The organism is Candidatus Hydrogenedentota bacterium, assembly GCA_035416745.1.
Taxonomy (GTDB): Bacteria; Hydrogenedentota; Hydrogenedentia; order Hydrogenedentales; family SLHB01; genus UBA2224.
The window spans coordinates 1-14,768 of sequence record DAOLNV010000112.1; the positions used below are offsets into that span (position 1 = coordinate 1).

Annotated in this window: 5 protein-coding genes; 3 read left to right on the forward strand and 2 right to left on the reverse strand. The window is 62.4% G+C overall.

The annotated features are described in order from the left end of the window. The first annotated feature begins 145 nt into the window (after window positions 1–145). Window positions 146–1,393, forward strand: coding sequence for a hypothetical protein (locus tag PLJ71_20760; protein ID HQM51126.1), 1,248 nt, complete (start codon window positions 146–148; stop codon window positions 1,391–1,393). Window positions 1,394–1,451: 58 nt separating this feature from the next. Here PLJ71_20760 and PLJ71_20765 read toward each other — a convergent pair whose 3' ends face one another. Next, a complete protein-coding gene (locus PLJ71_20765) occupies window positions 1,452–7,760 on the reverse strand; it encodes a hypothetical protein (protein HQM51127.1) in 6,309 nt (2,102 codons plus the stop codon). A 477-nt stretch (window positions 7,761–8,237) separates the two neighbouring features. Here PLJ71_20765 and PLJ71_20770 point away from each other — a divergent pair, with 477 nt between their 5' ends. Further along, entirely contained in the window at window positions 8,238–10,085 is a 1,848-nt protein-coding gene (locus PLJ71_20770) for a DUF4339 domain-containing protein (GenBank protein HQM51128.1), read from the forward strand. Between the two features lie 24 nt (window positions 10,086–10,109). Here PLJ71_20770 and PLJ71_20775 read toward each other — a convergent pair whose 3' ends face one another. Continuing rightward, window positions 10,110–12,347, reverse strand: a complete 2,238-nt coding sequence (locus tag PLJ71_20775) for a PAS domain S-box protein (GenBank protein ID HQM51129.1) — start codon at window positions 12,345–12,347, stop codon at window positions 10,110–10,112. Between the two features lie 428 nt (window positions 12,348–12,775). Here PLJ71_20775 and PLJ71_20780 point away from each other — a divergent pair, with 428 nt between their 5' ends. Beyond that, window positions 12,776–14,560, forward strand: coding sequence for a cytochrome c biogenesis protein CcdA (locus PLJ71_20780; protein ID HQM51130.1), 1,785 nt, complete (start codon window positions 12,776–12,778; stop codon window positions 14,558–14,560). Window positions 14,561–14,768 lie beyond the last annotated feature (208 nt).

The following is a 14,768-nucleotide window of genomic DNA, read 5'->3' on the forward strand; positions in this document are numbered from 1 at the left end:
AGGAAGCAACCCGTATTAGCCTTATCGCGGCATAAACGTTTGCCGCTGATTCGCCAGCCGCCTTGCGCTGCCGCTGCCGCTGTGTTTAGACTCGGAACCCAAGCGAATGTGCGCACACCTGTGAAACGTCGCCAGGAGGCCGGTTATGCCAATAGCCAAGTCGCATGCGTTGAGAGTCAGCGGGCTTGTCGTCGCCGCCGCGGTGCTGGTGGGGATACGCGTTTCGTGGGCGCAGGAATTCGCGGCCCCAGCCCCGGATACCCTCAAGCCGATGCTCAAAATCGAGTGGCGGCTCGGCCCGGACTATCCGATGGGAATTCAGGATTCCGCCGTGGGGTACGTTGCCGGCAAGGTCGTCTCGGCTGGCGGGTTCACGCGCCATCCGCTCGACGTCTGCAAACAGTATCCGGACGCTTTCGGCGGCCAGCCGTCGGGCTTCACTCGGCTCGCCTTTGCGTTCGACCCAAAGAACGAACCCGCCGGATGGCAACGGATCGCCGACATGCCGGGCCCCCCGCGCCAGGGGACCGCCGTCGCGGTCGTAGACAATGTGATGTATGTCATGGGCGGCATCAACTATGACCCGCCGTTCACCTATCAGGACACGTGCCGCTTGGAGCAGAAGGACGGACTGTGGGTCTGGGAGGAGGTCCCGGGCGCCAAGCTCCCTTGGCCGGTGTACGGCAGCAGCACCACCACGGCCGTGATCGGAAAGAATATTTACTTGCATGGCGCGGCCGACTTCTTTCAAGGACCCGGCGCCGACGGGACCGATTTCCATTCAGAAAAGGGACGCAATGGCGACCCGGTAGGACAGGCGCTGCTCGTTTTGGACACGGCCAACATCGGCGCGGGCTGGAAACGCCTTGCGGACTGTCCCGGTGTTCCCAAGTTCGACTGTGCCGTAGCTGCCGCGGGAGGCAAGATTTACCAGCTTGGTGGAATCTTCGCGCCGCTGGCCAAAATGGAGACTTCCTACTACAACGCCGTGGACAGTTGGGTGTACGACCCCGCGAACGGACAATGGACGCGGCTGCGCGACATGCCGCACGGCTCGAACCGGCGGGCGCTGGTCTTTGACGACCGCTATATCCTTCTCATCGCCGGGTACAAATATCCCAAGACCTGGAACCTGGACGGCACCGTGTCGGACGTCTATTCCGCCGAAGAAAAAGCGCGGGACTGGAAGACTTTCTTCGAGAATACGGTGTTGGTTTACGATACCAGCACCGGCACGCTGGGTACGGCGGACCCCCTGCTCGAGCAGACGTCAATCCCGAGCGCAGCGTCCGCTGGCGATACGATTTACACACTCGGCGGGGAAGGCGGGCCCAGGCTTTGGCATCCCGCGACACTCCAAATCGGCAGGATCACCGCCGAGATTTCCGAGTAAAGACGGACCCGGCACGGCGCGGTGGCCGGGCCGGATCCGCCTGCTCGTATCGTGTCGCCTACCGTTTCGGCGGCGCGGCTTCGCGCACGGCGGCGCCGTCGGTCTCGCTGAGAATCAGGAGCGCGAACCGCTCGACGTAGTCCAGCTCGTCGGTATTGAGCGAACTGTAGTCGAACCGTCCTCGCAGGTCGGTGTATCCGTCCTTGTAGAACTTGACCTCGCCGCCCTGCATCCGCGCGTAGGCCTTTACGTAAACCTTCGGCAGCGGCTGGCCGGTTTCCAGGCTCGTGACGCGAAGCTGCCCGTAGTTCTCGATGACTTGCACGGCGAGATTGCTTGCGTAATACGCCTGCGTCTTCTTCTTCCCGCCAGCGGTGATCTCGACCATGACGTTGCTGCTGCGGAACCGTTCGGGCAGGTCAAACGTCGCGGTGGTCTGGTCCGCGGGCAGTTCGCGGTCCTCGACAAAGTTCGGCCGGATCGTCGAGAAGTGGTCTGCGCCCTGCTTCACGAACGGGCTCCGCGAGAAGAGCATCTCGACATCCATCGGGTAGTAGGCCACGCGGCATGCGGCAAGATTCTGGTACGTGACGGTAATCTGCTTCGCCTCGACCTTGAATTCGAAGTCGGGCTCGGTCTGTGCAAGCTGATCCTGGAGCTGTTCGCGGCTCTTCTCGTTGATCACGGCGGTCCGGGCGGACGTGATTTCCTCCGCTTGGGCCAGGACGTTCGCGAAGAGCTTGCGCCACCGGTCTACGGGATACGCCTCGTAACTCGATGCGATGGCGGCCGCCTTGTCCGGCTCTTCGGTGTAGAAGGCCGCGCAACACGCGAAGTAGTCATACTGGAGGCGCGTGTCGAGCTCGGCCGGCTGCACCTTCGCAAGATAGGCGAGGCCGTCCTCGATCTTGTCCTGCAACAGGAGATAGTAGGTCACGGACATGAGATCGTGCTGGTCGAGCACCGGACGGCATGCAAGGACATTGAGCAGGCGCGTGTACTGGGCCGCGAGCCGCTCGTTGACGATCACGCGGCGGGGTCCCAGTTTGTGTGCGCGCGCATTGACCAGCGGACTGTACTCCATGTGCTGATAGGTCTTTCGGAGGACCGGGTCCAGGGTGAGCAGCGGGCTGTCGATGGCCGCTCCGCACTGGCTCACGAAGTCGTCGCGGAACTGGAGGTACTCGCGCACGGCGGCCGCGTTGTTGTGCTGAATGGCGTACGACCACAGGGTCGGGCTGAAGGCGCGCCGCTGGCGCAGGAGCTCGAGGGTCCTGGTGAAGACCGCCGCGTCTTTCATGCGCCACGCGATGAGGTCGAGGTCGACGGCGTGGATGTTTTCGTTCTGCAGGTATCCGTAGACGTCTTCATCGGACCCGTGCTGCGAGATGTAGGCCCACGACGTCTTGTCGACGGTGCTCGGCTCGGCGACCACGTTCATGGTAACGGGGCTGCCAAAGGCGACCAGTTCGCCGCCTTTCGCGACGTGGACCGGGAAATGCTCGAACGTGCCCTCGCCCGGAAAGTAGAAGTAATACTCGAGCGTGGCGGTGTTGTACGGTTCGAGCGCGAGGCTGTGGGTTTTCAGGTACTTCGAGCGCTCGATCGGAACGGCCCCCTCGGGAATCTGGAGAAGCACGTCGAGGCGCTGGCGCGATGACGTGGGGTTGGTCGCGACGACCTGGCAGCCGTAAACGACCTGCTTCAGGAATTCGCCGGTCACGAATTTGTCCACGCGCTCGTTATCCACCATGCGGAACCGGTCGTCGAGCCGGAAAAAGTTCTGGCTCACGAGAATCGGCGGGGCGTCCTGCCGTGGTTCGACCGGCGTAACCTCCTTGTGGAAGACCACGGCGGGGCCGGAGGCAGTCAGCACGATCTTCGCGCCGTCCTGCTCGACCTTGTGTTCCTTGGCCTCGAAAGGCAGGTCGAGCACGGCCAATGCGAACATCATCTCGGGGAAATTCCGCGAAGCGTCGGCCAGATTGCTCGAAAGGAATGGCGCGGCGGTGTCGCGCTCGGCGTAGTCGCGCCAGAACGCGCTGACTGCGATAAGATCGGCCGTCTGTTGTTCGATGGGCAATTCATAGTAGTTGTTCTCGACCCATTCGCGGGTCTTTTCCATAGCGGTGTAGAGCGCACGGTAGCGCGCGCGGCCTCCTTCGTCCTTGGCGAAATAGCCGAGGGCTTTCAGTTCAACCGCGCCCGCTTGGGCGACATCGGCTTTGCGAGCCGCCTGCTCGGCCAGCTCTTCCGCCTCGGCGGGCGGCGCGGGCGCGGGCAGTCGGTCAGCTTCGGAAGCCGGACGGCTAAGCATCACGCCGTTAACATCGAAGTCCGCGCCCGCCACGACTTTCCCTCCCAGTTCCAGACGGTCCAAGGCCATGCCGCCCAAGCCTCCAGAGGGAGAACCTCCGCCTCCCCCGGCGGCGACCTCGAGCGAACGGCCGCGCAGCGCGGTCATGAACAGGTGGTTGAAACGGTCGACGTCGGGCGGAATCAGGTTGTACCGGTCCTTGACAAAGCGGACGGTGTTGTCGCGTTCGGCCACGATGCGCTCGGCGAGCAGGATGCGCTCGGGAACATTGAGTTGTCCGTAGCGCCACGGGTCAAGCCAGGCGCCCAGGTCGTCTCCCAGCAGGTAACGGTCGACGAAGGTCTTGTCCAGCTTGTTCGCGATCAACGGTTTCACGACCGCCTCAAAGAAGGCCGGGTCTTTCCGCTGCAGGAACAGGTTCAGCTCGTGGCAGGCGAACTCGGAGTACTTCTCGCGTTTCTGTTCGTCGGTCAACTCGGGCCAGCGGGTCACGAAACCGAACTTGGTCAGTTTCGGGTCCGACAACAGGGTGTTGTACAGCGCGTAGACCTTGCCGATGGTGTCATACACCTCGAACTCGAGCGCCCCGCTGCCTTGAAGCGTGAGGGCGTCGCCTTCTTTCAGCACGGTGATGCGTTTCTGCTCGGTGGCGTGGGTTTTAGGGTCGATGCCCTCGGCAAGCCGCAAGTCGCGGAAGGGCGTAGCATCGTCGGAAAGGGCAGCCTGCCGGTACACCGTGTTGCGCGGGTCGGCGACAAACACGTGGATGTGATGGCGGCCGCCCAGCTCCTTGCGGGGGACGGTCACGACGCCGTTCGCGTCCGGCTGCAGGTTGAGGAAGACGGCTGGATCGCCGCCCAGGAAATCAAGGTTGGCGTAGTCGACGTCGCCCACCGGGCCGCCGGGCCCTTCCGCCGCGCCGGGGGCCTCCTCGGCCAATAGTTGCGGCATGGACGCAGCGGGCGGAGCTTCGCCTGCAGCGGCCTCCTGGCTCCCGGTCTCCGTCTCCGTGAGCGCCCACGGGTTGAGGAGTAGGCCCGGCCGGTCAAGCATGTTGCCGGGGTACTTGTCAGCGTATTTTCGGTCGAGGATGTACTGGTACTCGTCACCAATGGCGCGCTCGGACGTATAGACCGACAGGATGGGCGGCACGTAGCTCGCGCCAGGATGTTCGCTCGGAATGCTCAACCGCGCAAACTCCGAAAACACCGGCACGAACCGCGTCGCCAGAACGTGAACCCGTGTCACAGGGGACGCATTCGCCACGGAGACCCGGATCGAATCGTCCGCCGGTTCGATGCCCGTCACCTGGACCGGCGCGGTGTTGATCTGTTGCAGGCGGCGGAACGCTCCCATTGCGTAGCCCAGACTCTTCTCGCCTTTCGTGACGCGTACGGAGACCTGGTGCGGGATCTTCTTGAGTGTCAGCTCGTAGTCGCCCGGTTCAAGCCCGGCGATGGCGATAAACCCGTTTTCGATGCTCAGCGCAGTGAAGCGGTCGGCCTGGTAGCCCCCGCGCAATTCGAGCAGGGCCAGCTCGGTCCGTACGGGCGCGGGCGCATCGCCAACGTAAGGCAAATACAAGGTTTCGCCCGCCGCGCCCTGGATGATCGAGGGATAGGCCGCGGCATCGGAGGCAAGCTTCCATGTGCGCGTTGCCCCATCCGGCGAGGCCACCTGGAGCCAGTCGATATCCTCGAGTCTGCCCAGCCCGGCGCGCCCGGCATCGTCTGTCTGGAGCGAGACACTCGCCGTATCCCTGAAATCGCGATGTTTCAGCTCGAGGTTGAGCGGCCGGCCGTTCTTCACTTCGCCGGTCTTCCCGAAAAGTTCCAGGAAGTATTCGCCGGCGGTCTTGGTCAGGAAGACGCATTCGGTGTTGTACGTCGTATCGATCTGGTTGATGTTCACGACCTGGCTGGCGGCAAGATCGACGCGCTCGGGATTCGTCATGGGCTTGATCTTGGCGGTCAGGGTGAAGGCTAGCTGCGAAAGACCCTCGGGCACGCGGAATTCGTGGACCGACAGGCGGTCTTCGAACAGCTCGAAGCCGGGCGCCTCGCGGGTCGAAGCGATGCCTTCGTTGCTCGTCGAGGTGACGATGAGCTTCGGCTCTTCAAGAACGGACAGCGTCACCGGCGTGCCGTTCAAGTAGAGCGCGGGACGCACGCCCACCTCGGTCACGCCGCCCTGGCGCAGCGATTCACGGTCGATTATAAACCCCGCCGAAAGCGAATAGACTTCGCCCTGGTGGTTGAAACGGGCGAGGTCCGAAAACGCGCCGTCCGACAACACGATCAGTTGCTCGCCCGGCTCGGTGCTGAATGGCAGCGTGACCCGGTCCTCTTCGTCCGCCTTGTATTCGTGGCCCGCCATCCAGATGGCGGCGTTCTTCACTTCGGCGCCGTTCTCGTCGAGCACGGTAAAGACCTGGCCGGCGGTGCCGGTGCGCACGAGGTGGGTCAATCCGCCCTTGCGGATGATCGCGCGGCTGCTCTTGCCGTTGCCGATGATCTCGATCACATAGACGCCGCGGTGGTCGATGCCGGGGAACTCGAACGTGCGCTCGACCTTGCGATAGGGCGGCTCGTCGCACGTATACACCTGTTCTTCGTTGGCGACAAGCCCGTCGAGGTCGATGTCGGTGTTGACCTCGCGCTCGTACTGGCGGTAATAGGCGCCGGTGTTCACTTCGAAAACCTTCACGATCAGTGTGCCCACGTTCTTGGTCCACACCGTCACCTTGGCCGGGTCGCCCACGCCGTAGCGTTCCCTGTTGGCGGGGTCGAACTCGATTCCCACGCGCTCTTTGAGCTGTTGGAAGTCGCCGGGCGTCAGCCAAGCCGCCCATTTTTCAAGATCGCCAATACCGTGCAGGATCTTGGTCTCGGCAAACACCCGCTTCAGGTAGTCCTCATCGAGGAATTCGATATACGGCTTGTGAGACTCCTCCGTAACGAAGAAGTGCTCGAGATAGTCGCGCACGAGCCCCTGGTCATCCGTGATGGGGGGCAATCCACAGTAGGACTGGCCGAAATCGGCCACGAAATTCCGGTTTTCGGGCTTTTTCATGAAGTCGCGGCTGATATAAGCCACGTTGCGGGGGAGTTGGATATAGGCCATGAAACGGTTCTTGTCGCGCGCGCCCTGAGTGCGGTCAAAGATGAGACGCTGGTATAACACACACGCTTTCAATGAGTTATGAACGGGGCTGAGCCGGGACGTGAAGGCTTCCAGCCGGTCGAGATAGGCCTGTTTGGCCACGGGGTCGACCCGCCAGTTCTCGTCGGCGCTCGGCGCGAGTTTCGAGATATACACGTTGACAAACTCGCCGTTGTTGAGGAGGTCGGGCTCAAGGCGGAGCAGTTCGTCGAGCTGGGACAGGAGCAGATTCCGGTGAATTGGCAGCGACCCGAATCCTCCGCTTCCTTCGGCCTGGAGCTCGGCGAGGACCAGCCGCGGCAGCGGTTCGAAGTCGGGCCGCGTCAGCCGGCTGAGCCATTCGCGAAGGGCTTGGCTGCCGAGGTCCTGTTCGACCAGCCACTCGAGGGCGGAGTCCTCGAACCCCTCCAGACGGCCGTCGTATAGGCTGAGTGCCCGCTTTGTAAGCGTGGCCCGGGAGATGGCAGTGGGGTCAAGCGCTGTGGGCAAGTTGGATTTCGCGCCCGCCACTTCACGTTGATGGTTGAAGTGCAGGCCGAGCTTCTGGCGCAAATACTCCAGAGTGACCTCGGGGAGTTCGCCGTAGCGCAGGAGGGCCTGGCGATTGCGCATCTCATTGAGCCCCGGGGAGTTCTCGTCCATCTGGTGCCAGGCGAGAAGCACCTTGTCGGCCTCGTCCAGCTTGCCCGTGTTCTGATAGTGCAGGCAGTGGTAGAAATAATATTCCTGGGTGCCCGGCACAAGTTCTTTGAGTACCTCCTCGCGGTTTTCGCCCAGCGCGAACCGCTCCAGAAAGTCGAGGTCCTGTGCCGCCGCTCCCAGCATCATGAGCATGCCCGCGCACAACAGCACCATGTGTTTCGTGAACCGACTCGCTGATGTCTTCATCTTCTTGCCTCCCACGATCGGCCCGCATCAAGTGACAGCGGTTTTCCAATGCGAATCTGCGCGACATATCGGCAGGTGTTCATGCAAACGGAAACCCGTACCGGGCTTCCCGTCTGTTTTGACCCCGTTTCGGGGCGAGAGTTCGAAGTCCGGAAAGGTTCGCGCCCGCCTCCAGCAGGATACATGACGTCGGAGGTTCTCCATAGGGTCCGGACCCTGACTCCCTCGGAATCGCTCTCACAGACTGTAGTCCCCTTTGCGGAGCCAGAGCAAGATCTTCAGAGAGTCTTGTGTTTTCATGCGGCAGCTTGCGCAAGTACCAGGATGGCTGTTACCTATGGTTGAGTGAATGCCATGCGTTCTTCACCATCGCCACTTTGACAGCCGCAATGCTGTTCTGCATACTTGGGGGAGAATACCCAGGCGGACAGGGAGCGTGGACCAGCGTTTCGGGCGGAGTTCATAGGGAGTCGGGGCATGGGGTGGTATTTTCGCAGGGGCACTCAGGCCTTCGGGCCGGTCGGCGACGAAGAGCTGCGGATGCTTGTCCGCCGCGGCACGATAGACAAGCGCACTCTGTTACAAGCGGAAGGCGGCTCCGAGTGGCGTCCCGCCGAGACGCTGGTGCCCACTGTGTTCGAAACACCCCCGCCGGCGGACGGTGCGTCCGCGCCCGTAAGATACGAAGAGGTATTCCCGGGCAGTCGCGAGAGCGCGGAATCGGTAAGCTTCTCGAGCGGGGGGTTCAGCGAGCTCGATGCGTTTGTGGATGAAATAAGCGGGCGCTCCGACGTGGATTTCTCGAGCGACGCTGGCGCTATCCAGCGGCAGCAGGCCACGACCCCGCCTCCCCCGCGGACGCCAGTCCGGCCCCAACCCCAGGAACCCGTCCAGAAGGAAGACTCCAAGGCCGTGTGTTTTGGATGCGGCCGGCTCTTGAGAAGGACACAGCTCTCGGCGTATCACGGCGCGCTCATCTGCGGCGAGTGCCTCCAGCGCCAGGAAGAGCGCGCAAAGGTACAGCCGGAACCGCCACCCGAGCCCGGGTTTTTCGAAGCGCATCTGGCGGAGTGGCTCTGCGAGGGCGCGGTCACCATTATCGGCTTGGCGCTGTTCCTGGGGTTCATGAAGGGAAAGGGGGTCTGGATGCTGGCTGCGGCGCCAATGGCCCCGGCCGCAGGCGTGCTCGCCGCATGCATCTGTGGCGGCCTCGACTACGACTTTGGCCGGCGCATGGTCGTGGTCACCGTCTTTCTCTGGCTTGGCGCTCTGTTCTTGTATCTTCCCGCCAGTGTTACGGCGCTTGTGATGCTCCTGGCCGGGCGCGGGGCGTTTATCTGGGCGCTCGGATTTCATGATATCAAGAAGAAAGGGTTGTTCCTGGGATTGGCGCTATTCCTCACGGTGAGTGTGCTGGCCGGCGTGTTGCTGGTGCGCAAAGTGCCCACATCCTCGCTGGTTCTGGTTCTGGCCCTCGCCGCAGCCGATGTCGCCGCGGGCGCGATGTCGTGGGGTGCCTGGCAGGCTGGCGCGTCCCTCGCCGTTGCCGGGTTTGGAAGCTTGTTGTACGTGTGGGACGCCGCCGCCATCTACTATATCCAGCGTCCCCAGGGAATTGTCGCGCCCGCATTCCTGACGGTCGGGCTGGTTGCCTTGAGTGTGCTCGCGGTGTTGGGTATCGACAAAGAGACCGGCCGCCCGAAGCAGGAGGGGCGCGGGCCGCTTCGGCGCGAGCCGCTGCCCCTCACGGCAACCGACGCCGTGATCGCTGCGTTGGCCGGCATCGCCGTGGCGGCATTCGCTTTACTGGTGCTGCGAAAGGGACCGGGCGAGCCGCTGTTCTACGTGCATTGCGTGCTGCTGGCTGCCCTGGTTCTGATCGGAACCGAGGGACGTCTGCCCCACCCCAATCACGTGAAATGGCTCATGCTGGCCTGGGGGCTGGCCATTCTGGTGGCGCGCATCGTCCCATTCGAGAAAGCGCCGCTATACGCCCACACGCTCGTCAAACTCTCAAAGACCTATCCCGTGTTGAATGTGGGGCAGCTGGTGCAACTCGCGGGCGGTGTGGCCCTGGCCTGTTTCGTTGGCTTCCATATGGAAAGGGCCCTGCGCGATTCCGTACGCCCATGGCACAAGTATTTAATGGTATTCCTGGTGGCATTGGGTATTTTCGCGCTGCGGGAAGTCGTGGAAATGCCTCTGGCGGCATCGTACCCGAAATTGGTGTCGCACACCGCCTATGCCGCGGTGTTTGACCTTGTCTTTGCGGGCGCGGGCCTGATTCTCGGGATCATAGCGATACGGTTTCAGGAAAGAGAATAACCGGCAGCCGGGGACCCGTGCCGGTCACTCCGCTGCGTGCCCCATGGCCCGCCGGATAGCCGCTATCAATTCCGCCAGGGGCGTTGGTTTCAGCAAGCGTTCCGTGATGACGCCTTCGAGCGCTTTAGGGTGAGAATCCGGTCTCCCGAGCCCCGTAGACAACAGGATGGGGATATCCGGCCGAAGCTGACGCATTCTCTTTGCCAGTTCGACGCCCGACATGCCCGGCATGATATGGTCGGTGACCACGATATCGAACGCACCCGGATTTGCCTCGAAATTCTTGAGCGCATCGGAACTCCGCACGAATGAGGTCACCCGGTAGCCGCGCTGGGAAAGCAAGGCCTGATACATCTCCACGAAATCCACGTCGTCGTCCACAACGAGCACCCGTTCCGTGCCCGCCAGGGCGTCGGGTGAAACCGGCCGGTCATGCGCTTCCTCCTCTTCGCACACAGGGAAGAAGATGTTGAAGATGCTGCCTTTCCCCGGAGCCGATTCGACCTGAATCGCGCCGCCGCTGCCGGTGACGATTCCGTGAACCGTTGCCAGACCCAGGCCCGTCCCCTCGTCGGGTTCTTTGGTGGTGAAGAAGGGATCGAAGATGCGCTGCATGGTCGCGCGGTCCATGCCGATGCCGGTGTCGCTCACGGCCAGCTGCGCGTACAGCCCCGGGTGAATCTCGCCAACATCGGCGTACGAATGGCTGTCCACGGTGACCTCTTTGAGGCTCACGCCAAGCACGCCGCCGTGCTCGCCCATGGCATGAAACGCATTGGTGCAGAGGTTCATCACGACTTGGTGCACCTGGGCGGGATCGGAGAGAACCCGCACCCCCGTGCGTTCAATATCGGCCTGAATCTCGATGTTCTTGGGCAGCGCGGTGCGGAGAAGTTCAATGGCTTCTTTGACGATAAGCCCGATGACCAGCGGTCTTTTCTCCTGTTCGGCCTGGCGGCAGAAAACCAGAATCTGTTTGACAATGCCGGCGGCGCGCTGGCCGGTCTTGTGGATGCTTTGGAATTGCTGCGCCGCAGGATGGTCTTTCGGCAGGGCATGCAACCCGAGTTCACACCGGCCCAGAATGAGGGCCAGCGAATTGTTGAAGTCGTGCGCGATGCCGCCAGCCAGGGTGCCCATCGCCTCCATGCGCTGAGCGCTGCGGAGGGCGCGTTCAAGGGTGACCTGCGCCGTAACGTCGCGTTTCAGAATGACGAAGTTGGTCAACCTGCGCTTGTCATCAAACACGGGCGATACCGTCGTGTCTTCTTCGTAAAACGTGCCGTCTTTCTTCTGGTTCTGAAACCGGCCGTTCCAGATCTCGCCCCGGTTGATCGCGGCCCAGATCTGCTCGTAGGCGTCTCGGTGCGTCTCGCCGCCATACAGGACCTTGGGGCTTCGCCCCAGGACTTCAGCCCGCGTATACCCGGTGAGCTCTTCGAACGCTGAATTCACGTACTCGACCTGGCCTTGGGCGCCCGTTACGACAATGGCCTCGACGGCCTGGTCGATCGCGGTGGCAAGCAGCATGCGGTCGCGCTCCGCATGCACGCGATTGGTGATGTCGGTGAAAAAGCACAGCGCCGCCGGGCGGCTCTGCCAGTCGATCCGCGTGGCTTTGACCTCTACCCAGAGGGTCTCGGCCTCCTTGGTCGAGATGCGCATAACATAGGTCACGGGGGCCTCGGGACTGGCCGTCAGCACGCTCTGAAAACCGTCTATGACCGCCGCATCTTCCTTGTGAAGCAGGCGGGCCACGGGCATCTGCTGCAGTTGGGCATCCGAATAGCCCGTCACCTTTTTCACCATGGGATTGTGAAACTTCACCAAGCCGTCCTGAATCACCACTATGCCTTCGGCGGCTTGGGCGACGATAAGACGGCCCCGGCGCTCGCGCTTTTCGAGGTGATGGAGTCTCCTGAAGTCCTCGGTTACGTCGCGCACGCAGAGCATGTGCGCCTGTTGACCGTTCCATTGTATCGGCCGAAGCCGGTAGTCCAGGAACAGGTCCGGCTGCTCGAGCGAGACCATCGCCTGATTGCCGGATTCCCGGACTTCGTTAGGTACCTCGAAGGCGCTGCCAACGGGGAGCTCCTCCTTGCCCTGGCCGAGCAGCTTGCCAGCCGCCGCATTTGAGAAGAGCACGGTTCCCTGTTCGTCGAGGATGACAAGGCCGTCCGGGTACTCCTGTACCAGAGCCTCGAATTGTGAGGCCCCGAGGACCGGCGGCTCACTTACGAGATCTTTCAGTTTGCGAGGCACGTCCGCTTCTCCCTCTTGTCGAAACGCAAAAATCGCCTTGCCGCACCCCCAGCCCGAGCCGGGCCAACCGGCAAACGCGCCATCTGTTCACCTTTCCGTTGCCCACAATCACTATGAATCCTCGAAGCGGACGAAGAAGGGCTGGACGGTGAACACGCCCTCTCCAAAGAACTGTCATTAGTATATCAGTGTCACTTGTGTTTGGCTAGTGCGGAAAAGTGTCAGAATTCCCTGAATTCGAATCTTTCTCTGGGCCTTCTGACGTACAGCCTCGCGTTCCCCGCGGAAATGCCGCTCGTTCCCGGCCTGTTCCCCACCAAAGTAAGACCCGGGGCCAATCGTTGCATCGGCACGGCGTTCCGAATAAGGTAGTAGCGCAGGACAAGCCGGACGGCGAGGACGTGCCGAGTTTTCAGGAGCGAGAGTTCATGCGGTATCGGAAGTTGTTGCGAATATCCGTGGGTGTCATAGTCCTGTTCAAGGCGATTTCAGCGGCGGCTCAGTTCGGGCCGTTGGCCGGTCCCGGCGGTCCGCCCGAGCTCGGCATAGCCGCCTATCAGCAGACTTCCGGCGCCGTCCCGGGCGAACAGGCCCGCATCGCCGTCGTCATCGAGGTCCCAGACGGCTGGCACATCAACGCCCATCAGCCTCTCGACGAGTACCTCATTCCCACGGAAGTGTCGCTTGAGCCCCCGGAGGGGGTTACCCTCGAGGGCCTGGTCTATCCCGAGGCCGTCCTGGCTTCGTTCAGCTTCTCTCAGGAGAAGCTGGCCGTCTACGAACACACGGTAACCGTCGGAATCGCAATGTCCGTCGCAGGGAACACAGCCCCCGGCGAGTACGAACTTCCGGGCAGCCTGCGGTACCAGGCCTGCAACGACACCGTCTGCGCTCCGCCCAAGACCGTTCCTTTCGCGGCGAAACTGATGGTCGTGGCCCCGGGAACCGCAGTGTCGGAACAACACGCAGACATTTTCGAGCGCATCGATTTCGGGAAAGCAGGCGCGGCCCCAACCGCGCAACCGCCCGAGAATACACTGCCCCAACCCCCGGCAGAGGGCGAAGAAACCGGCGATTGGCGCTCGCTCGCTGATGACTTCACGGTTACCGGGCGCAACTCCGGATATATAAGCAGCGACGCCTTCATCGAGTGGGTCGAAGGCGTCGAATCGGGCGTTGTCAGCACCGACCTGAACGCATTCGCGGGCAAGAGCGTCCTGGCGATTATCCTCCTCACCCTGCTGGGAGGATTGGCCCTTAACCTGACTCCCTGCGTGCTGCCTCTGATCCCCATCAACCTCGCCATCATCGGCGCGGGCGCCCAGGCCGGGTCGCGGAGACGCGGCTTCGCTCTGGGCGGCGTCTACGGCCTCGCTATCGCGCTGGTGTACGGCATCCTGGGCCTCGTGGCCGTGCTGACGGGGTCCTCGTTCGGGAGCATCAACGCGTCGCCGTGGTTCAACCTCGCCGTCGCGGTTGTGTTCATCGTCCTGGCCCTGGCCATGTTCGACATCATCACCATCGATTTCACGCGATTCCAGAACAAAGTCGCCATCGACAAATCGCGCAAGGGCACGTTCTACCTCGCCTTCGGAATGGGCGCGGTCGCGGCAATGCTCGCGGGAGCCTGTGTCGCGCCGGTGGTCATCTTTGTGATCCTCCTGGCGCGTGAGCTGTATCAAGTGAACCCGATCGCCCTCGCCCTGCCGTTTCTGTTAGGCGTCGGGATGGCCCTTCCGTGGCCGTTCCTGGGCGCGGGACTGTCGTTCCTGCCCAAACCGGGCGCGTGGATGATCAAGATCAAGTACGCGTTTGGCGTGTTCATTCTGGCCTTCGCGGCATATTACGCCTACCTCAGTTACGAACTCTTCAGCGAACGGTACGGCGTCGACCAAGCCGAGGTCGCCTCAAGCGCCCAGGGTCTCGATGAAGAGGGGTGGACCCCGTCCCTCGCTGAAGGGCTCGCGCGCGCCAAAGACGAGAACAAACCCGTGCTCATTGATTTCTGGGCTACGTGGTGCAAAAACTGCCTCACCATGAACCAGACCACCTTCAAGGAGCCACGAGTGCAGGATGCCCTTGCAGACTACGTCAAGGTAAAGTACCAGGCCCAGCAACCCGACGCATCCCCCGCCCGCGACGTCATGGAACAATTCGGCGTGAGCGGACTGGGATTGCCCGTGTATGTCATCCTCGAGCCCAACAAGCCATAGAGCGGCACGCGCACGGAGAAACGAGCCAAAGAGACGAGGGGCCGTGGTCTGGCAACGGAGGGTGGCTTGTCTGACCCGCCAGCGTCCTTCCCCCAGTTGTAGGACCGGCGCCGCCGCTCCTGCTTGTGTGGAACCGGCGCCCTCGCCGGTCAGGAGTTCGCGGACGATGTGGACACGGCAGGTATCCCCGCCTACCCGTGTTGAGACC

Coding starts and splice junctions, on each gene's coding strand:
- PLJ71_20760 (HQM51126.1), top strand. CDS start 146: ATGCCAATAGCCAAGTCGCATGCGTTGAGAGTCAGCGGGCTTGTCGTC.
- PLJ71_20765 (HQM51127.1), bottom strand. CDS start 7,760: ATGAAGACATCAGCGAGTCGGTTCACGAAACACATGGTGCTGTTGTGC.
- PLJ71_20780 (HQM51130.1), top strand. CDS start 12,776: ATGCGGTATCGGAAGTTGTTGCGAATATCCGTGGGTGTCATAGTCCTG.
- PLJ71_20770 (HQM51128.1), top strand. CDS start 8,238: ATGGGGTGGTATTTTCGCAGGGGCACTCAGGCCTTCGGGCCGGTCGGC.